The sequence below is a fragment of the Sphingomonas sp. MMS24-J45 genome (assembly GCF_044881195.1).
In the GTDB taxonomy this organism is placed as follows: domain Bacteria; phylum Pseudomonadota; class Alphaproteobacteria; order Sphingomonadales; family Sphingomonadaceae; genus Sphingomonas.
This window is the reverse complement of record NZ_CP173255.1, coordinates 3,047,609-3,067,165: the sequence shown is the minus strand read 5'-3', so window position 1 is coordinate 3,067,165 and position 19,557 is coordinate 3,047,609. Positions and strand designations below refer to the sequence as shown.

17 protein-coding genes and 1 pseudogene are annotated in these 19,557 nt (G+C 65.1%); 10 read left to right on the top strand and 8 right to left on the bottom strand.

Annotated elements, in window-relative coordinates; translation table 11 throughout:
- Positions 1-46: 46 nt before the first annotated feature.
- On the bottom strand, positions 47-526 hold the full coding sequence (locus tag AB5I39_RS14895; RefSeq protein WP_404368502.1) for a hypothetical protein: 480 nt from the start codon (positions 524-526) through the stop codon (positions 47-49).
- Complete coding sequence (gene acnA, locus AB5I39_RS14890; RefSeq protein WP_404368499.1) at positions 523-3,195, bottom strand: aconitate hydratase AcnA; 2,673 nt, start codon at positions 3,193-3,195, stop codon at positions 523-525. Before acnA ends, AB5I39_RS14895 begins: the two co-directional genes overlap by 4 nt.
- A 274-nt stretch (positions 3,196-3,469) precedes the next feature.
- Between acnA and AB5I39_RS14885 the strand changes: the two genes are divergently transcribed.
- The 6 genes from AB5I39_RS14885 to AB5I39_RS14860 all read left to right on the top strand — a co-directional run bounded on the left by AB5I39_RS14885 (position 3,470) and on the right by AB5I39_RS14860 (position 11,548).
- Positions 3,470-5,077, top strand: coding sequence for a catalase (locus AB5I39_RS14885; protein ID WP_404368496.1), 1,608 nt, complete (start codon positions 3,470-3,472; stop codon positions 5,075-5,077).
- A gap of 324 nt (positions 5,078-5,401) precedes the next feature.
- Positions 5,402-7,132, top strand: coding sequence for a DUF1800 family protein (locus AB5I39_RS14880; RefSeq protein ID WP_404368493.1), 1,731 nt, complete (start codon positions 5,402-5,404; stop codon positions 7,130-7,132).
- A gap of 11 nt (positions 7,133-7,143) precedes the next feature.
- Entirely contained in the window at positions 7,144-8,535 is a 1,392-nt protein-coding gene (locus tag AB5I39_RS14875) for a DUF1501 domain-containing protein (RefSeq protein WP_404368491.1), read from the top strand.
- 300 nt (positions 8,536-8,835) lie between these two features.
- Positions 8,836-9,813: a ferritin-like domain-containing protein gene (locus AB5I39_RS14870; protein ID WP_404368488.1), complete on the top strand. Its 978-nt coding sequence runs from the start codon at positions 8,836-8,838 to the stop codon at positions 9,811-9,813.
- Between the two features lie 42 nt (positions 9,814-9,855).
- Positions 9,856-10,866 (top strand): ferritin-like domain-containing protein, encoded by a 1,011-nt coding sequence (locus AB5I39_RS14865; RefSeq protein ID WP_404368485.1) that lies wholly within the window; start codon positions 9,856-9,858, stop codon positions 10,864-10,866.
- A gap of 142 nt (positions 10,867-11,008) precedes the next feature.
- Positions 11,009-11,548: a superoxide dismutase family protein gene (locus AB5I39_RS14860; RefSeq protein WP_404368482.1), complete on the top strand. Its 540-nt coding sequence runs from the start codon at positions 11,009-11,011 to the stop codon at positions 11,546-11,548.
- Positions 11,549-11,686: 138 nt separating this feature from the next.
- On the opposite strand, the gene AB5I39_RS14855 is transcribed toward AB5I39_RS14860, so the two are convergent.
- The 3 genes from AB5I39_RS14855 to thpR form a co-directional block, all read right to left on the bottom strand.
- Positions 11,687-13,258, bottom strand: a complete 1,572-nt coding sequence (locus AB5I39_RS14855; RefSeq protein ID WP_404368479.1) for a spinster family MFS transporter — start codon at positions 13,256-13,258, stop codon at positions 11,687-11,689.
- A gap of 92 nt (positions 13,259-13,350) precedes the next feature.
- A complete protein-coding gene (locus AB5I39_RS14850) occupies positions 13,351-13,515 on the bottom strand; it encodes a hypothetical protein (protein ID WP_404368476.1) in 165 nt (54 codons plus the stop codon).
- A gap of 86 nt (positions 13,516-13,601) precedes the next feature.
- Positions 13,602-14,147, bottom strand: coding sequence for an RNA 2',3'-cyclic phosphodiesterase (gene thpR, locus AB5I39_RS14845; protein ID WP_404368473.1), 546 nt, complete (start codon positions 14,145-14,147; stop codon positions 13,602-13,604).
- 118 nt (positions 14,148-14,265) lie between these two features.
- Between thpR and AB5I39_RS14840 the strand changes: the two genes are divergently transcribed.
- From AB5I39_RS14840 to AB5I39_RS14825, 4 genes are all read left to right on the top strand, one after another.
- Positions 14,266-15,012: a Bax inhibitor-1/YccA family protein gene (locus AB5I39_RS14840; RefSeq protein ID WP_404368470.1), complete on the top strand. Its 747-nt coding sequence runs from the start codon at positions 14,266-14,268 to the stop codon at positions 15,010-15,012.
- A 96-nt stretch (positions 15,013-15,108) separates the two neighbouring features.
- Complete coding sequence (locus AB5I39_RS14835; protein WP_404368467.1) at positions 15,109-15,885, top strand: transglutaminase family protein; 777 nt, start codon at positions 15,109-15,111, stop codon at positions 15,883-15,885.
- 73 nt (positions 15,886-15,958) lie between these two features.
- Complete coding sequence (locus AB5I39_RS14830; RefSeq protein WP_404374177.1) at positions 15,959-16,249, top strand: hypothetical protein; 291 nt, start codon at positions 15,959-15,961, stop codon at positions 16,247-16,249.
- 219 nt (positions 16,250-16,468) lie between these two features.
- Positions 16,469-17,023, top strand: a complete 555-nt coding sequence (locus AB5I39_RS14825; protein ID WP_404368464.1) for a hypothetical protein — start codon at positions 16,469-16,471, stop codon at positions 17,021-17,023.
- A gap of 179 nt (positions 17,024-17,202) precedes the next feature.
- On the opposite strand, the gene AB5I39_RS14820 is transcribed toward AB5I39_RS14825, so the two are convergent.
- The 3 genes and pseudogenes from AB5I39_RS14820 to AB5I39_RS14810 all read right to left on the bottom strand — a co-directional run bounded on the left by AB5I39_RS14820 (position 17,203) and on the right by AB5I39_RS14810 (position 19,521).
- Positions 17,203-17,922, bottom strand: coding sequence for an extensin family protein (locus tag AB5I39_RS14820; protein ID WP_404368461.1), 720 nt, complete (start codon positions 17,920-17,922; stop codon positions 17,203-17,205).
- Positions 17,922-18,677, bottom strand: coding sequence for an NUDIX hydrolase (locus tag AB5I39_RS14815; RefSeq protein ID WP_404368458.1), 756 nt, complete (start codon positions 18,675-18,677; stop codon positions 17,922-17,924). Before AB5I39_RS14815 ends, AB5I39_RS14820 begins: the two co-directional genes overlap by 1 nt.
- Positions 18,674-19,521 (bottom strand): annotated as a pseudogene (locus tag AB5I39_RS14810) (oxygenase MpaB family protein). The gene AB5I39_RS14815 and the pseudogene AB5I39_RS14810 overlap by 4 nt, the downstream one beginning before the upstream one ends.
- Between the last annotated feature and the right edge of the window lie 36 nt (positions 19,522-19,557).

Here is a 19,557-nt window from a genome sequence, read left to right as displayed (position 1 = left end):
CCGCTATCGGAGCCCGGTCGGCATCATGCCCCAATTTGTGATATTTTTACAAGATCACACTCTGGTGAGCAGCGAAGCTGCACATCGCGACTTTGGGAACGCTGCGAATTGTGTGGCAGCCGACCGGAATATCGGGGAATTGCCTGCTTACCGGATTTGCTTCGGCGCAGCCTTTGTAAAGATGCGACCGACAAAACAGGCTTTGAAAGTTTCCTGGGGAGGAAAGGATGCCCGCCGCGCAGCTTCGCGTGGTGGGCATTTCCTTATGCTGCAGGCCCGGCCCGGTCCGGCCGCGCCCGATCCGCCATAGCGTCACCAGCCCGATCGCCGCCCATGCCACGTTGAGCGAGGTCGATGGCCATGCGCCATGCCAGCCACTGTTGACGATAAATCCGGCCGCCCCGATGACGTTCATCCATTGGAACGCCACCGATTGGCCGGAGAGTTTACCCATCGAAACAAGCAGATACGAGGCGAGGATGAGCAGCGCCGCTGCCCATCCCACAACCTCGATCGCCACCGTCATGCGGCCAGCTTGCGCAACACGTACTGCAGGATGCCGCCGTTGAGGAAATATTCCAGCTCGTTGACGGTATCGATCCGGCAGCGCGTCAGGAAGGTTTCGACCGTGCCATCGGCGCGCGTCATCACCACTTCGACATCCTGACGCGGGCGGATTTCGGCGACCTTCATGATCGTGAAGCTCTCCGATCCGTCGAGCTTCAGCGTCTTGCGATCGACGCCTTCGGCGAACTGCAGCGGGAGCACGCCCATGCCGACCAGGTTCGAGCGGTGGATGCGCTCGAAGCTTTCGGTGATGACCGCGCGCACGCCGAGCAAATTGGTGCCCTTCGCCGCCCAATCGCGCGACGACCCAGTGCCATATTCCTTGCCCGCGATGACGACCAGCGGCGTACCGTCGGCCTTGAAGCGCATCGCCGCGTCATAGATCGGCATCACCTCGCCCTTGTACGACGACATGCCGCCTTCGACGCCCGGCACCATTTCATTTTTAATGCGAATATTCGCGAAAGTACCGCGGACCATGACGTTGTCGTTGCCGCGGCGGGCGCCGTAGCTGTTGAAATCGGCGCGATTGACCTGACGATCCATCAGCCACTTGCCGGCCGGCGAGTCGGCCTTGATCGAGCCCGCCGGGGAGATGTGATCGGTCGTGATCGAATTGCCCAGGATCGCCAATGGTCGTGCTTCGACAATGTCTTGCACCGGCGCCGGGGTCATCGTCATGCCTTCGAAATAGGGCGGGTTGGCGATGTATGTGGAAGCCGGCGGCCAGGCGTAGGTGTCCGATCCTTCGATCGCGATGGCCTGCCACTTGGCGTCGCCGAGGAAGACGCTCGAATAGCGCGATTGGAACATTTCGCGGTCGATGTTCGAATCCATGACCTCACGGACCTCGGCATTGGTGGGCCAGATGTCCTTCAGATACACGTCGGTGCCGTCGGTCGCCTGACCGATCGGGGTGGTCGTGAAATCTTCGGTGACGGTGCCCTTCAGCGCGTAGGCGACGACCAAGGGGGGCGAGGCCAGGAAGTTGGCGCGGACGTCTGGCGAGACGCGGCCTTCGAAGTTGCGGTTGCCGGACAACACGGACGCTGCGACGATGTCGTTTTCGTTGATCGCGGCGGAGATTGGCGCGGCCAAGGGACCGCTGTTGCCGATGCAGGTGGTGCAACCATAGCCGACGAGGTTGAAGCCGACGGCGTTCAGATCCGACGTGAGGCCAGCCTTGTCGAGATAGTCGGTGACGACCTGCGACCCCGGCGCGAGCGAGGTCTTGACCCACGGCTTGGGCTTCAGCCCGAACGCATTGGCCTTCCGCGCGACCAGACCTGCCGCCACGAGCACAGACGGGTTCGAGGTGTTGGTGCAGCTGGTGATCGCGGCGATCACCACGTCGCCGTCGCCAATGTCGTGGTCACGCCCGGCGACCGGCACGCGCTTGGCCGAGGCGTGGCTGTAGACCTTCGCGAGATCGGCGTTGAAGGTGTCGTCGACCTCGGTGAGGACGACCTTGTCCTGCGGGCGCTTCGGCCCGGCGAGCGAGGGCACGACATTCGCCATGTCGAGTTCGAGCGTGTCGGTGAAGACCGGATCGGGCGCATCCGCCAGGCGCCACATGCCCTGCGCACGCGCATAAGCCTCGACCAGCGCGATATTTTCCTCGCTGCGGCCGGTGAGGCGCATGTAATCGAGCGTCGCGTCATCGACCGGGAAGAAGCCGCAGGTCGCGCCATATTCGGGCGCCATGTTGGCGATCGTCGCGCGGTCCGCCAGCGACAGCGCGTCGAGGCCGGGGCCGTAGAACTCGACGAAACGGCCGACCACGCCCTTCGCGCGCAGCATCTGCGTGACGGTGAGCACGAGATCGGTCGCGGTGATGCCCTCGGCCAGGCTGCCGTGGAGCTTGAAGCCGACGACTTCGGGGATCAGCATCGAAACCGGCTGGCCCAGCATCGCGGCCTCCGCCTCGATCCCGCCGACGCCCCAGCCGAGCACGCCGAGGCCGTTGACCATCGTGGTGTGGCTGTCGGTGCCGACGCAGGTGTCGGGATAGGCGATCTTGCTGCCGTCGGGCGCGGTCGACGACCACACCGTCTGCGCGAGATTCTCGAGGTTGACCTGATGGCAGATGCCGGTGCCGGGGGGCACGACCTTGAAATTGTCGAGCGCCTTCGAGCCCCATTTCAGGAACTCGTAGCGCTCATTGTTGCGCTGATACTCGAGCTCGACGTTATCCTCGAACGCCTTGGGCGTGCCGAATTCGTCGACCATCACCGAGTGATCGATCACGAGGTGGACGGGGACGAGCGGATTGATCTTCGCGGCATCGCCGCCGAGCCTGGTGATCGCATCGCGCATCGCCGCGAGATCGACCACGCAGGGGACGCCGGTGAAATCCTGCATCAGCACGCGTGCGGGACGATATTGCACTTCGCGGTCGGACTTGCGCTCCTGCTGCCAGTCGATGATCGCCTGCACATCCTCGGTGGTGACGGTGACGCCGTCCTCGAAACGCAGCAGGTTTTCGAGCAGCACCTTCATCGAGAAAGGCAGCCGGCTGATATCGCCCAGCTTTTCCGCCGCAGTGGCGAGGCTGTAATAATCGTAGCGCGCGCCGTTCACGTCGAGCGTGGCGCGGGTGCCGAGCGTATCCTGGCCGATGGCAGTCATGCGGGTCCTTCCCTTGATGGTGCCTGACGCGGGCGCGGCGGGGAGGCGGCAAGATGCCGCGCGGGCGCGCCCGGGCCGGGCGAAAGCGAGAGTCGTGGCGGGCCTTAGCGCGGGTGGGGGTTTGGGGGAAGTGGGGGAAACCGCTAGGGTGCGGATCGGGACGGCGCAGCGGCGCGGCAGGAACAGCACGATGCTGAGACCCGTTGACGGAACGTGTGCTGAGCATCGCCGTTATTGGGCTGACCGCTCCCCCCGCACCGCAAAGGCGACCGCCATGACTGACCGCAACACCCCGCCCCGCACCACCACCGACGCCGGCATCCCCGTACAGAGCGAAGAGCATTCGCTGACTCTTGGCCGTGATGGACCGATCGTGCTGAACGATTTCTACCTGATCGAGCAAATGGCGAACTTCAACCGTGAGCGTATTCCGGAACGCCAGCCACACGCCAAGGGAAGCGGCGCGTTCGGCCATTTCGAGGTCACCGCCGACCTGCGCAAATACACCAAGGCAAAATTCTTGCAGCCGGGCGCGAAGGTGGAGACCGCCATGCGGTTCTCCACCGTCGCCGGAGAGCGCGGGAGCCCCGACACGTGGCGCGATCCCCGCGGGTTTTCGGTCAAATTTTATACCGAGGACGGCAATTTCGACATGGTTGGCAACAACACGCCGATCTTTTTCATCCGCGATCCCATGAAGTTTCAGCATTTCATCCGCAGCCAGAAGCGCCGGGCCGACAATGGATTGCGCGACCACGACATGCAGTGGGACTTCTGGACACTAAGCCCGGAAAGTGCGCATCAGGTCACCTATCTGATGGGCGACCGCGGTGTGCCGAAGAACTGGCGCGAGATGAACGGCTACGGCAGTCACACCTACATGCTGATAAACGAAGCGGGTGAGAAGTTCTGGGTAAAGTGGCATTTCCACACTGATTTGGGTGACGGGAATGCGCACCTGACGCAGGCCGAAGCGGACACGATGGCCGGCCAAGACGGCGATTATCACCGCCGTGATTTGTTTGACCACATCGCCAAAGGTGCGTTTCCGACCTGGACGCTGAAATTCCAGATCATGCCGTTCGAAGACGCCAAGACATACCGAATCAACCCGTTCGATTTGACCAAGACATGGCCGCACGCCGATTATCCATTGATCGAAGTTGGGAAGTTAACGCTGGATACCAACCCGGTGGATTGGGACACCCAGATCGAGCAGCTCGCCTTCGAACCCAACAACATGGTTCCCGGCATCGGCCTCAGCCCGGATAAAATGCTGTTGGCGCGTGGATTTTCCTATTCGGATGCGCACCGAGCCCGGCTTGGGGTGAATTACAAGCAGATTCCGGTCAACCAGGCGAAGGCGGCGGAGGTTCACTCATATTCGCGCGCGGGCCAAGGTCGGACCGTCAATGCGCTGGACCCGGTATATGCCCCCAACTCCTATGGTGGGCCGGGCGCACAGCCTCAGGTCGGGGGCGAAGCAACCTGGATGGCCGACGGAGAAATGATCCGCGCCGCCTATACCTTGCGCGCGGACGACGACGATTGGAGCCAGGCCGGCGCATTGGTGCGTGATGTCATGGACGATGCCCAGCGCGACCGTTTCGTCAACAATGTTGCAGGGCATCTCGCCGATGGGGTCAGCGAGCCAATTCTGGAACGCGCGTTTGCTTATTGGCGCAATGTCGATGCCCGGATTGGCGACCGGATTGAAAAGGCGACTCGCGACTTGATTGGTGGAAAGTCGACCGCCCCCGGCATGGCGAGTGCCGAATTGATTGCTGGCTATCAGGGGATCCCCGCAACGTCTTCCATCGCCAGGGGTGAAGGCATGAAAAGCGCGATTGTGGATAAGCGGGAACTGGCGCCCGCAAAGTAGCGAGCGTTCCATAAGAGGATAAATTGAGCGCACCCATGCCCCCACCGGCGTGGGTGCGCTTTTTGCATGACGGAGATTCCCGCGCTCGATCGATATCGTGCGACCTCACAGAGGGCAGCCGCGTTGGGCAGACCCGCCCCCCTGTCCTACAGCCCCGCCCTTGCGATAAATACCCCGCTCCCCTGCCCGGCGCGGCTACGGTAAACTCCGCATTGACGCCCTTTGCCGCCACTGTTCGATAGGCTCGCAGCGCCCGGCCTGATATGTCCGGATCGGGCGGAAGATGCCGAACCGGCGCACCGGCCGGGTTTGGGGGGACGGAACGTGGCTGAAACGATTCTCGACACGATCGCGCCGGAGGTGGCGGCGGACGACGCGCCCGATCCGGCGGTGCCGGTGGGGCTTTCGGGGGCTTCGCTGACGACACTGGCGGCCGGGCTGGCGCTGGCGGCGTGCTCGGGCGGCGGCGCAGGGGGCACGGGCGCGAGCGCGGGCGGATCCCCCACCCCTACCCCCGCGACGCCTACCCCTACCCCGATCGCGGCGGCGGCGGCGAGCCGCTTCCTGGGCCAGGCGACGATGGGCGCGACCAAGGGCGAGATCGCGAGCGTCCAGTCGCTCGGCTTCGACGGGTGGATCACCCAGCAATTCGCGCAACCCCGCGCGACGAGCCATTGGGACTGGCTGGTGGCGAACGGCTACAATGTCGCGGCGAACATCAACAACACCGCCGGGTTCGACCCGACGATGTGGCGGCAGATGATCGCCGAGCCCGATCAGTTGCGGCAGCGCGTCGGCATCGCGCTGTCGGAAATGCTGGTGGTGGGGATCGACGGGCTGACGCTCAACTGGAAACAGTTTGCAGGCGCGGCCTATTTCGACGTGCTGCTCGACAATGCGTTCGGGAATTTTAGGACGCTGTTGGGGGCGATCACCACCAATGCCGCTATGGCGTCGTTCCTCACCTTCCTGGGCAACAAGAAGGCGAACACCGCCACCGGATCGCAGCCCGACGAGAATTATGCGCGCGAGCTGATGCAGCTCTTCACGCTCGGCCTGTATCAGCTGAACCCCGACGGGAGCGTGAAGACCAGCGGGGGCAAGCCGCTGGAGACCTATACGCCGGCCGACGTGTCGGGGCTGGCGCGGGTGTTCACGGGGTTGAACCTGGCGTCCAGCGTCAGCACCACGCCCGACCGCCACCGCGCGCCGCTGGTGATGACGGCGTCGCAGCATGAAAGCGGCGCATCGAGCTTCCTCGGCACGACGATTCCGGCGGGGACCGAGGGGATGGCGGCGGTAAACCTCGCTCTGGATGCGATCTTCGCGCATTCCAACGTGCCGCCATTCGTGTCGAAACAGTTGATCCAGCGGATGGTGACGTCGAACCCCTCCCCTGCTTATGTCGCTCGGGTGGCGGCGGTGTTTGCCAACAACGGCGCTGGCGTGCGCGGCGATATGAAGGCGGTGATCCGCGCGATCCTGCTCGATGCCGAGGCGCGCGACGTGACGGCGGTGACGGGGACCAACACCGGCAAATTGCGCGAGCCAGTGCTGCGGCTGACCGGATGGGCGCGGGCGTTTTCGGCGAGTTCGCCGTCCAATGCCTGGACGATCGGCGATACGTCGAGTTCGAGCACGCGCCTCGCCCAGTCGATCGGGCATAGCGTTACGGTGTTCAACTTCTTCCGGCCCGGATACACGCCGGCGAACACCGCGATTTCCGCCGCCGGGCTGGTCGCGCCGGAATTCCAGATCACCAATGAGCTGAGCGTCGTTGCGTATATCAATTACATGCAGGCGCTGATCGCCAACGGGACCGGCGACTTCAAGGCGGACTATTCGACGATCCTGACGCTGGCCGGGGACAGCCAGGCCTTGGTCGACGAGGTCAATCTGGTGCTGGCGAACGGTCAGCTTTCCAGCGCGACGATCGCCGCGATCAAGGGCGCGGTCGACAGCATCGCCAACACCGGCGCGACCGGCCCCAGCAACCGCGTGATGACCGCGATCCTGCTGACGATGGCCTCGCCCGATTATCTGACCTTTCGATAAGGACCGGACCGATGAACACCAGCGACACCGGCTATCAATCGCGCCGCGCCTTCCTCAAACGCTCGGCTGCGCTCGGCCTGGCGGGGAGCGCGATGCCGTTCGTCACCAGCCTGGCCGCGATCGGCGAGGCGGCGGCGGCGGTTACGACCGACTACAAGGCGCTCGTTTGCGTGTTCCTGTACGGCGGGAACGACTATGCCAACACGCTGCCGCCCTATGATCAGGCGAGTTACAATCTGTATCAGGCGGCGCGGAGCAACATCGCGCTGGCGCGCAATACGCTGGATGCGACGGTGCTCAATCCGGTAACGGCGCTGCCGGGCGGGCGGCAATATGCGCTGGCGCCGACGCTGGCGCCGCTGCTGCCGATCTTCAATGCGGGCAAGATCGCGGTGGCGCTCAATGTCGGAACGCTGATCCAGCCGACGACCAAGGCGCAATATAGCAACAACTCCGTCCCGCTGCCGCCGAAGCTGTTCAGCCATAACGACCAGCAAAGCTTCTGGCAGGCGAGCAACCCGGAGGGGGCGACGTCGGGCTGGGGCGGGCGGATCGGCGATCTGTTCCAGAGCGGCAATGGATCGTCCACGCTGACCTGCATCAATGCCACCGGCAATGCGGTGTTCCTGACCGGCAGGACCGCGATCCAATATTCGGTCGGCACCGGCGGGCCGATCGCGCTGCTGAACAATGGCAGCTCGCTGTTCGGATCGACCACGGCGGCGAGCACATTGCGCACGCTGATGACGGGATCGCAGGCCAACATCTTCCAGAGCGAACATGCGCGCGTGAGCAAGCGCGCGCTCGACACCTATGCGCAGGTCAATACCGCGCTGGCGGGCGCTCCGGCGGCCAATTTCACCGGCTTCCCGACGCCCAACAGCCTGGCCGACCAGTTGAAGATCGTCGCGCGGCTGATTTCGGTTTCGTCCGAGCTCGGCGCGCGGCGGCAAGTGTTCTTCGTGTCGATCGGCGGGTGGGACATGCACGATGCGCTGGTGGCGAACCACCCGACGCAGACCGGGCTGCTCGCCAATGCGCTGAAGGCGTTTTACGACACGACCAAGACGCTGGGCGTGGCCGACAAGGTGACGACCTTCACCGCCTCCGACTTCGGGCGGACGCTGCAATCGAACGACGACGGGTCCGATCACGGTTGGGGCAGCATGCACTTCGTGATGGGCGATGCGGTGCGCGGCCAGCGCTTCTACGGGACGCCGCCCGCGATCGGCAACAATACGCCCGACGATGTGGGCCAGGGTCGGTTGCTGCCGACGATGTCGGTCGATCAATATGCGGCGACGCTGGCGAGCTGGTTCGGCGTGTCGGCGGGGGATATGCCGACGGTGCTCCCGAATATCGGGAATTATAACAGCTCGACGTGGAATGTCGGGTTCGTCTGATCCGCCAAGCGACGGCGGCGCGTAACACCCGTACGCCCGACCGTATTGCGTCGACGCGCCTCGTCCGGTCGACCTTACGGCGCTAGCTGTCTTTAAATACAAACAAATTTCGTCCGGTGTGCATCCGCCGTGTGCGGCGGCCCGTACCTTTGCGTGCAAAGCGCTTCGCATCCGACGGATTGCGAAGGCGCTGTCGTTTGCGCCTAAAAATCACATTTTATTGTTTATTTTCAGACACTTGGAACCAGTTTTGCGCGGACGAGTTTGCCCCTTCACCAGCCATAAAGGGAGGTCCGATCCATGACCGATGACACACAGCAGGTGATCGACGCATTCGACCGGCGCGTCGAGCGACGGAATGAGCGGCGGGAATTTTTCAGAACGGCATTCGGTGCCGCAGCCCTCGCCGGGGGCGGGATTGCGGCAGCGTCGCTGAGTAGCGCGGCGTCCGCGCAAGCCGCGCCGTCCGATGCCGATATTCTAAACTTCGCGCTCAACCTCGAATATCTCGAGGCGCAATTCTACAGCTTTGCGGTGTTCGGCACGGGCCTTCCGGCCAATCTGCTGACTGGCGTGGGCACGCAGGGTGCCGTGACCGGCGGGCGCAAGGTGGTGTTCACCGATCCGGTCGTCTCCGCTTACGCCAAGGAAATCGCGCAAGACGAGGTCGCGCACGTGACGTTCCTGCGCAACCAGCTTGGCAACGCCGCGATTGCCCAGCCCGCGCTCGACATCGGGGTAACGCCGACCAGCGCCTTCAGCAATGCGGCACGCGCCGCCGGGTTGATCGGCGCGGGCGCGTCGTTCGACGTCTATGCGAACGACAATAATTTCCTGCTCGGCGCGTTCATCTTCGAAGACGTCGGCGTGACAGCGTACAAGGGCGCCGCGCCGCTGATTTCGAACAAGACCTATCTGGAAGCGGCCGCGGGGATCCTCGCGGTCGAGGCGTATCATGCCGGGTTGGTGCGTACCGCGCTCTATGCACGCGGCGTGGCGACGCCGACACTGCGTACCTCGGCCGATGCGATCTCGAACGCGCGTGACAGCCTGGATGGCACGAGCGATCTCGACCAGGGCATTTCGCCGACGACGCTCAACGGTGCGCTCGCGTCGAACATCGTGCCGCTGGATGCACAAGGCATCGCTTTCAGCCGCAGCGTCGCGCAGGTCCACAACATCGCGTATCTGACCAACGTGCGGCAGATCGGCGGCGGGTTTTTCCCGGCCGGTACCAACAACCCCAACATGGAGCTTCGCTACAGCGGCGCGAACTGACGCCCGCTCTGGCCTGCCCACTTTCCTCGGGGAGATTCCCACATGTCCGATAGTTCGACTCTCAACCTGATCCTGGAGGCCGGCGAACGCCGCCGCGCCGAACGCCGCACCTTCCTGCGCAGCGCCGCAGGCGCGACGATGGCGGCGGGTAGCCTGTCACTGCTCGCCGCGTGCAGCGACAACAATACCAGCGTCCCCACCCCACCGACAACACCGACGCCGAGCCCGGCGGCCAGTGCGCAGCAGGATCTGGACGTGCTCAACTTCGCGTTGAACCTCGAATATCTCGAAGCGCAATTCTATGTCCGCGCGGTCTATGGTCAGGGTCTGCCCGATGTCGCCACCGCAGGCGGGAACGGCCAGGCGGGCGGTGCCGTGACGGGCGGCCGCCAGGTCACTTTCACCGATCCGGTAGTGGCGCAATATGCCCGCGAGATTGCCGCGGACGAAGCGGCGCACGTCAATTTCCTGCGATCGGTGCTGGGATCGGCGGCGGTCGCGCAGCCGGCGATCAACATCGATGGCGGCGCAAACGGCGCCTTTACCGCGGCGGCGCGCGCGGCCGGGGTGGTCGGGCCGACGGGCACGTTCGACCCGTATGCCAGCGACGAGAATTTCCTGCTGGGCGCGTTCATCTTCGAGGATGTCGGGGTATCGGCCTATAAGGGCGCGTCACCGCTGATCAGCAACAAGACTTATCTGGAGGCGGCGGCGGGCATCCTGGCGGCGGAGGCGTATCATGCCGGGCTGGTGCGGACGGTGCTCTATGCCAAGGGGCTGCAGACCCCGTCGCTGATGTTGGCGCAAAGCGCGGGCAAGATCAGCGACGCGCGCGACAGCCTCGATGGGCCAAGCGACGACGACCAAGGCATCCTCGGCCCCGATGCGACGCAATCGAACATCGTGCCGACCGATGCCAACGGCATCGCGTATAGCCGCACCACCGGCCAAGTGCTCAACATCGTCTATCTATCGAAATCGGCGCTGGTGGGCGGCGGCTTCTTCCCATCCGGCATCAACGGAAACATCCGGACGAGCGCCAACAGCGCCTGAACTCAACCTTACGTCCCTCCCTTGGACATTGGGGCCGTGCGATCGTGTCGCACGGCCCTTTTTTGGTGCGGAGCAATGTGCGGCGGTTGCGCGTTCGGGCCGATACGCGCAGCTAGTCGCGCAACGAACCCAGGAGATTCCCATGCGTCGATTCGCTCTCGCAACGACCGTTCTGACGACAGCCCTCATGCTTTCGGCCTGTGACAAGGAATTGGTCGCGACCGGCGCGCCGATCGCGAAGGGCGCGCAGGCGGTCGCGATGCTGCGTACGCCCGACGGCGCCGATGTCGGCCGCGCGGTGGCGAGCGAAGTGGCGGGGGGGTTGCGCTTCACGCTCGACGTGCACGGCCTGACCCCGGGGACGCATGGTGCGCACATTCATACCGCCGGCCATTGCGATGCGCCCGATTTCCAGACCGCGGGCGGGCATTGGAATCCGCTGGGCGCGAAGCACGGGTCGATGAACCCGGCTGGCCCGCATGAGGGCGATTTGCCCAATCTGGTGATCGCCTCGAACGGGCATGGGACGCTCGGCATGGTCGTGCCGGGCGCGACGATGGCGGGGCTGCTCGATGCGGATGGCTCGGCGATCGTGGTGCATGACAAGGCCGATGATCTGACGACCGACCCATCGGGCAATAGCGGTGCGCGGATTGCGTGCGGGGTGTTCGGGGCGAACTAAGGCCGACCTTGCCCGAACGTGCAACTCAAGCCATTCGGGCTGAGCCTGTCGAAGCCCCTGCGCCGATAACCAGCGGTTGCGGTCGCCGAGGTGCCCTTCGACAGGCTCAGGGCGAACGGCGTTGGTAGCGCTGCGGCACTAGATCGCCTCCCCCGCCGCCCGCGCGCGGGCTTCGCGATTGGCTTCGGCCTTTGGCACGAGGCGATACGCGGCGATGCCGGCCGCGATGGTGATCGGCGCGCTGAGCAGGAGCGAGAGCACACCGGTCGAGAGACTCCCGGTCAGCGTCGAGACGCGCCCGGCGAGGTACGGGCCCATCGCCAGCCCCAACAGCGTCGTGCCGATGAAGAAGGCCCCGGTCGCCGTGCCGCGCATCCGGGGAAGCACCAGATCCTGCATCGTCGCGCCCGCTGCGCCCAGCGCAGTCGCGGCACAGGTCGCGGCGACCAGCAGGCAGGGCACGAACGTCCCGACATCGCTGCTGCGGAAGGCGAGGATGATGAACGGGATCGGCACGATCGCGCCGAACAGGATGACCATGATCCGCCCCTCCGGCCGCCAGCGGCGCAGGCGATCGGCGATCATGCCGCCGACCGTGACGCCGACGAAGCCACCGAAGGCAAGCGTCCCGCCAATCGTGCCGCCGGCCTGCTGGATCGTGACGCCCAAATTGCGCATCGCGAACGGCGCGGACCACAGGCTGACGCCGTATGCGACGAAGGCGTTGAGGCCGTAAGCGATGACCACGGCGATGAACGCCGGATTGGCGATGACCAGCGTATAAGTCGGCAAATCGCGGCGTTTCAGCGCGCTCGCCCAAGAAAAGACGGCATAGGCGCCGAGTCCGACTGCGGTCCATTGCGGCCACGGCTCGCCATAGGCGCGCAGTACCGCGATAGCCCCGGCGACGATGCCGAGCGCGAGGATATTGATTGCCAGTGACTTGGCGCCGCCGCGCGCCGCGCCGATCAGCGTGAAGGGCGGGACGATCGTCACAAGATCGTCGATCAGCGCCTTGAATGGTGCTGGATGACGGTCCGGTTCGGGCAGACCCTCGACCGCGCCGCGCTTGGGTTCACGTAAGGTTGCGACCAGCAAGGCGATCAGCAGGCCGGGCAGACCGACCGCGATGAACGCCGCCTGCCAGCCGTGCAGGCCGAGCGGGCCGCCTTCCGGATAAGCGGTGTTCCAGCGGTGGACGATCAGCCCGGCGATGCTGAGCGACACGCCGCCGCCGACGTAGAGGCCGGAGGAATAGATGGCGAGCGCAGTGGCGCGCAGCTTCTTCGGGAAATAGTCGGAGATGAGCGAGTAAGCAGATGGGCTTGCGGTCGCCTCGCCGATGCCGACGCCGATCCGTGCGCCGACCAGCGCCCCGCCGCTGCGCGCAAAGCCCGACAGCGCGGTCATGCTCGACCACAAGACCAGGCCGAGCGTCATCAGCCGGACGCGGCTCCAATGGTCGGCGAGCCGACCGAGTGGGATGCCGAAGAGCGAATAGAACACGCCGAACGCGGTGCCATAGAGGAAGCCGAGATCCTCATCCTTCAAATGCAGGTCGCGTTTGATATCCTCGGCCAGGATCGAGATGATCTGGCGATCGACGAAATTGAGCACGTACACCACGAACAGGATGCCCAGCACGTACCAGGCATACCCCGTCGCGCGGGTGGGCGGGGCTGCCGGTTGCGGGGCCGGTTCGATCGCCATCGGTATTCCTCTCGGGAAGTTTCTGTTCTTCCGAGAGGCCTAGCAGAGCATACCGAGATTACGAAAGCGATTTCGCCGCGTGGGCGGATGGGTCAGTTAGGTGCCTTATCAACCGGGTCGACCGCCTTGGGCTGTGCGAGGCTAACCGAAAAATACCGGGATTTGGGGCGGATGCGCCGCTGCAACCGGCGTTTGCGTGCAACGACCGCTGCACCAACCGACACCAGCATGGCGATCAAGACCGCGATATACATCATTGCAGTACCTTGGTTCAGCGCAATCCTATGTTGCCATGCAGCAAATCATTCCGCGTGGCGAATGAAAAGCGTGTCATGATGGCGTGTCATAGCTGCAATCGCCACGCGGCCAGCTCTTGATAGGTCGAGCCGACTTCACCCGCGACGCTGTTATACAGTGACAGGCTCGACACGATGAACTGTGGTGTGTTCAGGTCCGCGTGCCGCTGCTGCCACGCCGTGACTGCCGCGGCATCCCCGGCCCCGAGCGCGCGGCGCGCGAGCGTGATGTGCGGCACGAACGGGCGTTGATCAGGCGGCGGGAGGATGTCGGTGAGCGCCCGATCGACGCTTTCCTGCAGCCCGGCGACCGCGTCCTGCGGCGCCACCCCGGCCCATAGCGTGTGGACGCGGCCATGCCGATCGAACGTCCCGACGCCCGCAAATCGCAGCGCGAGCGGTGCCGCGCGGATGCCCGCCAGCGCGGCAGCGATCCGGTCGGCTACGCTCGCATCGACATCGCCGATGTAGCGCAACGTGAGATGAAGCTGCGCATCCGACTGCCAACGCGCGCCCGGCACCTCGGCCATCAGGGCGCGCAACAGAGCGCGAATCTCGGGCGGTGGGCGCAAGGCGACGAACAGGCGGGGCATGGCGCGGGATTACCGTGTTTCCCAATTGTGTCTCGACCGGATTCGCTTGAAAAGCGTCCGGGAAGGGCCGATATTCCGATTTGACCGGCATAGCGCCGGTATTGAGGAGCTTTTTAGAATGGCAAACTGGTCTGATCCACGTCCGAATGCCGCGGCATTCCAGACGGCCGGGGCAGTCGGTACCGATGCGTTCGACGCCGGGCTGCGCAGCTACATGCTGTCGGTTTACAATTACATGCTGTCGGGCATTCTCCTGACGGGCATCGTCGCGCTCGGCTTTTCGTGGGGCGGGATGGACTCCCCGGCCGCACGGATCCTGATCGGCGGCGGGCCACTCGCCTGGGTGATCATGCTGGCACCGATGGGCTTCGTCTTCGCGATGAGCTTCGGCCAGATGCGCATGTCGCCCGCGACGCTGCAGGCGATGTTCTGGGGCTTTGCGGTCGCGATGGGCCTGTCGCTGTCCACGGTGTTCCTCCGTTACACGGGTGAATCGGTTGCCCAAGCGTTCTTCGCGACCGCGGCGGCGTTCGGCGGTCTGAGCCTGTACGGCTACACCACCAAGCGGGACCTATCGGCGTTCGGCACCTTCCTGATCATGGGTCTGGTCGGCCTGATCGTCGCGAGCCTGCTGAACCTGTTCTTCCAGTCGGGCGTGATGACGCTGGTCATCAGCATCGTCGGCGTGCTGCTGTTCGCAGGGCTCACCGCCTATGACACGCAGCGCACGAAGAGCATGTACGCGTATGTCGCTGGCACGCAGGACGAGCAGCGGATGGTCGTGATGTCGGCGCTGACGCTGTACCTCGACTTCATCAACATGTTCCTGTTCATCCTGCGCCTGTTCGGCAGCAGCCGGAACTAATCGAGGACCGGATCGCTCCGGCTTCGGGGCCCGACGGGGAAGCCTGTCGGGCCCTTTTTCTTTGCCCAATCCCCTCCCCCGACTGACGGACACACCATGCGCCTCGCGATCGATGTTACGCTCGACTATACGATCGATGGCGAGGCCGATGTGCTGTTGCTGATCGAGGCGGCGAAGGGGCCGGACCAGCGGCTGGAACTGCAGGATCTGCGCGTCCATTCGCCCGAGCCGCTGCGCGCGGTGCCGGGCGAGGACGGCATCGGCCAGCGCTGCTGGGCGCGCGGCAAGGGCGCGTTCCGGGCGGATTACAAGGCGGTGGTCGAGATCGTCCGGAATCCGATCGATTTCTCCACGCTCGGCGAAACGCGGATCCGGCAGATGCCGCCGGAGACGATCCCCTATCTGCTGCCCAGCCGATACTGCGAGTCCGACCATCTGGAAGGGTTCGTGGAGCAGGAATTCGGCGGACTGCGTGCCGGCCCGCTGGCGCGGGCGTTGACCGATTGGGTGGGCGGGCATCTCACCTACGCCTCGGGCACGTCGAGCGGGACGACGACCGCGATGATGACCTTTGCCGAACGGCGCGGGGTGTGCCGCGATTATGCGCATCTGCTGGTGGCCCTCGCGCGTGCGGGCGGCATTCCGGCGCGCTGCGTTTCGGCCTATGCACCCGGCGTCGATCCGCCCGATTTCCATGCGGTGGCAGAATTGTGGATCGGCGGCGGCTGGCATCTGGTCGATGCTACGGGGATGGCGTCGTGCGGCAATCTCGCGCGCGTCGCGGTCGGGCGCGATGCGACCGACATCGCGTTCATGACGGTGTTCGGCAGCGCAACGCTGCAGTGGCAGTCGGTCTCGGTCAAACAGCTCTGAGGGAACAGGCACCGGCCCGCATCGTTCTACCAGCGATACGAGCAGGAGAGCGACCGTGAGCGAGCAGGACAATATGATCGACCAACAAGCCCTTGATAGCCTGTCGGTCGCGCCGGGCGATCCGGCCGAGGAAGCTTCCGATATTCAGCACCCGCGCCAGAACGCCGGGCAGGATGAATCGATCGCCAAGCGGCTTGAGCGCGACCCGGCGAACAAGGACGCGGCACTGGATAATGCGCTCGACGAATCGATGGATGCGTCGGACCCGCCATCCACCACCCAGCCCGGCGACAACGGCGCACCGGCCAAATCCTCCGGCTTCGATCCCGATGCCGAGGCCGCGCTAAAGGGCGATCGGGGTTAAGGAATTCCCCGTAGGACGGCGATTGCGCGACGAGTGGATGTTGCGCAATCGCCGCACTTTTCAGCAATTTCATACGCTACCACGTGATTTTACGCAGTTCATATTGCGTTGCACCACGTTCTATGGTGCCTTTGTGACCGGCGGGCGACGAAGTGTTAACCATAATGCAACATTCGGTGGCGCATCCTCTCCGTCGGCACTTTAAGGGCGAGGTGACGTATGGCTGCTCGGATGAAGAAACCCGCGAATGGCGCGATGACGCTGGCCGAAATGAAGGAATTTGCGACCTTCCCCTCCGCCACGCAACGCTATGTCCGCCGCTCGCTCGATATCGGGCTGGAGCGTGACGACGCGATGTCGCGCTGGTCGCGCGACGTTGTGGAGGCAGCCAGCATCCGCGCCCAATCCAAACTCTATTCGCGCCTTCCCGCGATCCGCGAAAGCGTTCCGGACGATAGCGGTCTGGATGCGGTCGAGCCGTTCCTGGCACCGCTGACCACGGTGACCGCGTTCGATCTCGGCCAGGGACGGCTGACCAGCTTCTCGGCCTATCGCTTCCTGTACGAACGGCTGGTCGGGGCCGAGGTTCGCCCGTGGTTGCCCGCGGCGTTCTGCTCGGCGGCGGCGCTGCCGCACCTGCACCCGGATCTGCGACGCAAGCTGCTCCAGTCGATCAGCGAAGCGGCGGCGACCGCTTCGGGCTGGTCGAACCGGCAGCCGGCGTTCTTCCCGAAATGGGTGGAGAAGGTGGACGCGGGGGCCTTGCCGAACTGAGGGTGGCGGGGCGCGCTGGCCTAAGCGGGAGCACTTTCCCTCTCCTCCGGCCGCCCGGAGTAGCGGCTGATCTTGTCGAAGACGCGTATCGAAGGACCGCACGCGATGTCCTTCGATACGGCATCTCGACTTCGCTTAATGCCTACTCAGGACGAACGGATTCTAAAACTCCCTGCAAATTACCGACACACCGTCCACCCCAGCCCGCCTCGGTTCGCCTGGTCGAGGTGAAGATGGTTTGCATGAGCGGCGTTGTAATCGGGCGATAGCGTCGTCGCGAACAGGCGGCAGGCGCCGTTGCGGACGCGGTGGAGGAAGGTCGCCTCGGGGCCGTTGCCGCGCCAATCGTCGAGCACGCTGATACGGCGACCATCCGCCAGCACGAACGCGCTGATATCGACCGCGTCCGCGGTGGAATGCTGGCTCCAGCTCTCGCTCCCGCCGATCCGTCGGCAATTATAACTGCCGAGCTGTTCGATCGCGACGACCGGGCTGCCGAGCAAGGTGCGCGCCTCGGGTTGGATCGTGTGCCATTCCCACAGCGTCAGGCTGGCGGCGACCGGGCACGCGGTGCCGAGCGTCGGGCGGTACGCAACGCTGCGTGCACCGCCGGCTTCGAAGGCGACGCCGTCGGTGTAGCCGCAGCGCCGCTCGCGCACTGGCGGCAGTACGGTGTAGCGCACCCCGGCGCGACCGAGCAGCGCGCGGCATTGCGGGAAATCGGTGGTGAGCGCGGCCAGTTTGCGCGCGGTGAAGATCCCCACCGGATCGGCGAGATCGAGCTTGGTCCAGGGCATGTCCTGCGGATGCTGCCGCATCCCGGCGATCGCGGTCAGCACGACCACGAGCACGATCGCCGCGACGAGCATCGCCGCTATCGCTTGCCGGACGGTGCGCATCAGCCGCGCTGCGCCGCGCTCATCGCCTCGGACGTGACGGGATAGCCGAGATCGTCCGGGATGCAGAGGTGCTGCACCCCATCCCGCGTTTCAACCCAGGGCGTTACGGGGTAAATTTCGAGCGCGGCGGCATGTCGGACGGCCTCGTCAAAGCTGCCGAATTGCGCGAGGCGTTCGAGATTGCGGCGGGTCGGGAAGATGATCCGCACCCGTCCGTCATCGGCATCGTCGAGCACCGATTGCGCAGTCGCCCAGAAGACGCGGACGTTTTCGGTGTCATCGACCACCGGCGCGGGCGCGTCGGCAGGGAGGCGCGCGAGGTAGAAGCGGGTGTCGAAGATGCGCATGTTCGCGTGCGCCGGGAGCCAGCGCGCGAAAGGGGTGAGCGCGGCGGGATCGAGCGTCAGCCCGAGATCGTGCAGCACCGCGCCGATCGCCTCGCCGCGGTGGAGCCCGGCGCGGAGCTTCGCGAGGGTTTCGCCCGACAGATCGGACAGGCCGATGCCGACGCCGACTTCCTCGATCGTCTCACGGATCGCAGCGACGCGTGCGGCCATGTCGTCCTGCTCGCCGCCGAGTTCTAGCGCGAGCGCGCGGTCGCCGGGATCGATCCGCCCGCCGGGAAAGACGAGCGCGCCGCCCGCGAACACCATCGCCTTGGAGCGTTCGACGAACAGCAATTCGGGCACCGCCCCGCCCTCGCGGAACAGCACCAAAGTGGCGGCGGGTATGGCCTCGGCGATTGTATCGGTCATGGTCGGAAGGCCCAGCGCAAGGTGCTCGCGACGCTATAGGTGCTGGCACGGAGCAGCGGCAATCCGACCTTCGGCTGATTGAGGCCGTGCATCGCGCGCGCCCACCGGGGAGCAGATCGACCCCGGCCTGCAGCGTGATCGCCTGGAATGGCCCTGCGACGAGCGAGGGAGAGCGCTGATCGAGCAGCACATGCGCCACGTCGCGGGTGCGGGCATCGACCACCAGTTCGCCGCGCATCGCGGTCATGATCGCCTCGGCTTCGGCGCGGGTGTGCGGGATCGGATCGACGCCGAGCGGCTCGGCAATGCGCGCCATTTCGGCGACGTAGCGGTCCTGATCGGCGCGGCTCATGCCCGGCTCGCCATAGCGGATCCAGCCGTCGAGGAAGCTCAGCACCTCGCAGACATGCACCCAGGCGAGCAGCGCCGGGTCGCTGGCGCGATATTGAGTGCCATCGGGCAGCGTGCCGCCGATATGATCGTGGATGCGGCGGACCTTGGCGAGGATCGCGCGCGCATCGTCGGGCGCGCCGAAGGTGGTGACGGCGATGAAGCGCGCGGTGCGGCGCAGGCGGCCCTGCATGTCGTCGCGGAAACCCGAATGATCCCACACGCCGGCGAGCACCTTCGGGTGCAGCATTTGCAGCAGCAGCGCGGCGATGCCGCCGACCAGCATGGAGGTGACGTCACCATGCACGCGCCACGCGACTGAGTCTGGCGGGAACAGTGCGTCATCGCAGCGCTCGACCGGCTGTTCGCCGCGCGCCTTGTCATTGAACAGCGCGCGGACCTGCCCGACGATCAGGCTCTTCAGCGGGAGTGCGAGGCGGTCGGCGGGGGACATTGCGGGCATGGTGCCTGAAGCTTTGGGCGGGGGATA

Bases quoted from the DNA above. Each gene is read 5' to 3' on its own strand.
- AB5I39_RS14865 (WP_404368485.1), top strand. From the start codon at position 9,856: ATGTCCGATAGTTCGACTCTCAACCTGATCCTGGAGGCCGGCGAACGC.
- AB5I39_RS14860 (WP_404368482.1), top strand. From the start codon at position 11,009: ATGCGTCGATTCGCTCTCGCAACGACCGTTCTGACGACAGCCCTCATG.
- AB5I39_RS14885 (WP_404368496.1), top strand. From the start codon at position 3,470: ATGACTGACCGCAACACCCCGCCCCGCACCACCACCGACGCCGGCATC.
- AB5I39_RS14835 (WP_404368467.1), top strand. From the start codon at position 15,109: ATGCGCCTCGCGATCGATGTTACGCTCGACTATACGATCGATGGCGAG.
- acnA (WP_404368499.1), bottom strand. From the start codon at position 3,195: ATGACTGCCATCGGCCAGGATACGCTCGGCACCCGCGCCACGCTCGAC.
- AB5I39_RS14830 (WP_404374177.1), top strand. From the start codon at position 15,959: ATGATCGACCAACAAGCCCTTGATAGCCTGTCGGTCGCGCCGGGCGAT.
- AB5I39_RS14850 (WP_404368476.1), bottom strand. From the start codon at position 13,515: ATGATGTATATCGCGGTCTTGATCGCCATGCTGGTGTCGGTTGGTGCA.
- AB5I39_RS14815 (WP_404368458.1), bottom strand. From the start codon at position 18,677: ATGACCGATACAATCGCCGAGGCCATACCCGCCGCCACTTTGGTGCTG.
- AB5I39_RS14875 (WP_404368491.1), top strand. From the start codon at position 7,144: ATGAACACCAGCGACACCGGCTATCAATCGCGCCGCGCCTTCCTCAAA.
- AB5I39_RS14855 (WP_404368479.1), bottom strand. From the start codon at position 13,258: ATGGCGATCGAACCGGCCCCGCAACCGGCAGCCCCGCCCACCCGCGCG.
- AB5I39_RS14820 (WP_404368461.1), bottom strand. From the start codon at position 17,922: ATGCGCACCGTCCGGCAAGCGATAGCGGCGATGCTCGTCGCGGCGATC.
- AB5I39_RS14895 (WP_404368502.1), bottom strand. From the start codon at position 526: ATGACGGTGGCGATCGAGGTTGTGGGATGGGCAGCGGCGCTGCTCATC.
- AB5I39_RS14840 (WP_404368470.1), top strand. From the start codon at position 14,266: ATGGCAAACTGGTCTGATCCACGTCCGAATGCCGCGGCATTCCAGACG.
- AB5I39_RS14825 (WP_404368464.1), top strand. From the start codon at position 16,469: ATGGCTGCTCGGATGAAGAAACCCGCGAATGGCGCGATGACGCTGGCC.
- thpR (WP_404368473.1), bottom strand. From the start codon at position 14,147: ATGCCCCGCCTGTTCGTCGCCTTGCGCCCACCGCCCGAGATTCGCGCT.
- AB5I39_RS14870 (WP_404368488.1), top strand. From the start codon at position 8,836: ATGACCGATGACACACAGCAGGTGATCGACGCATTCGACCGGCGCGTC.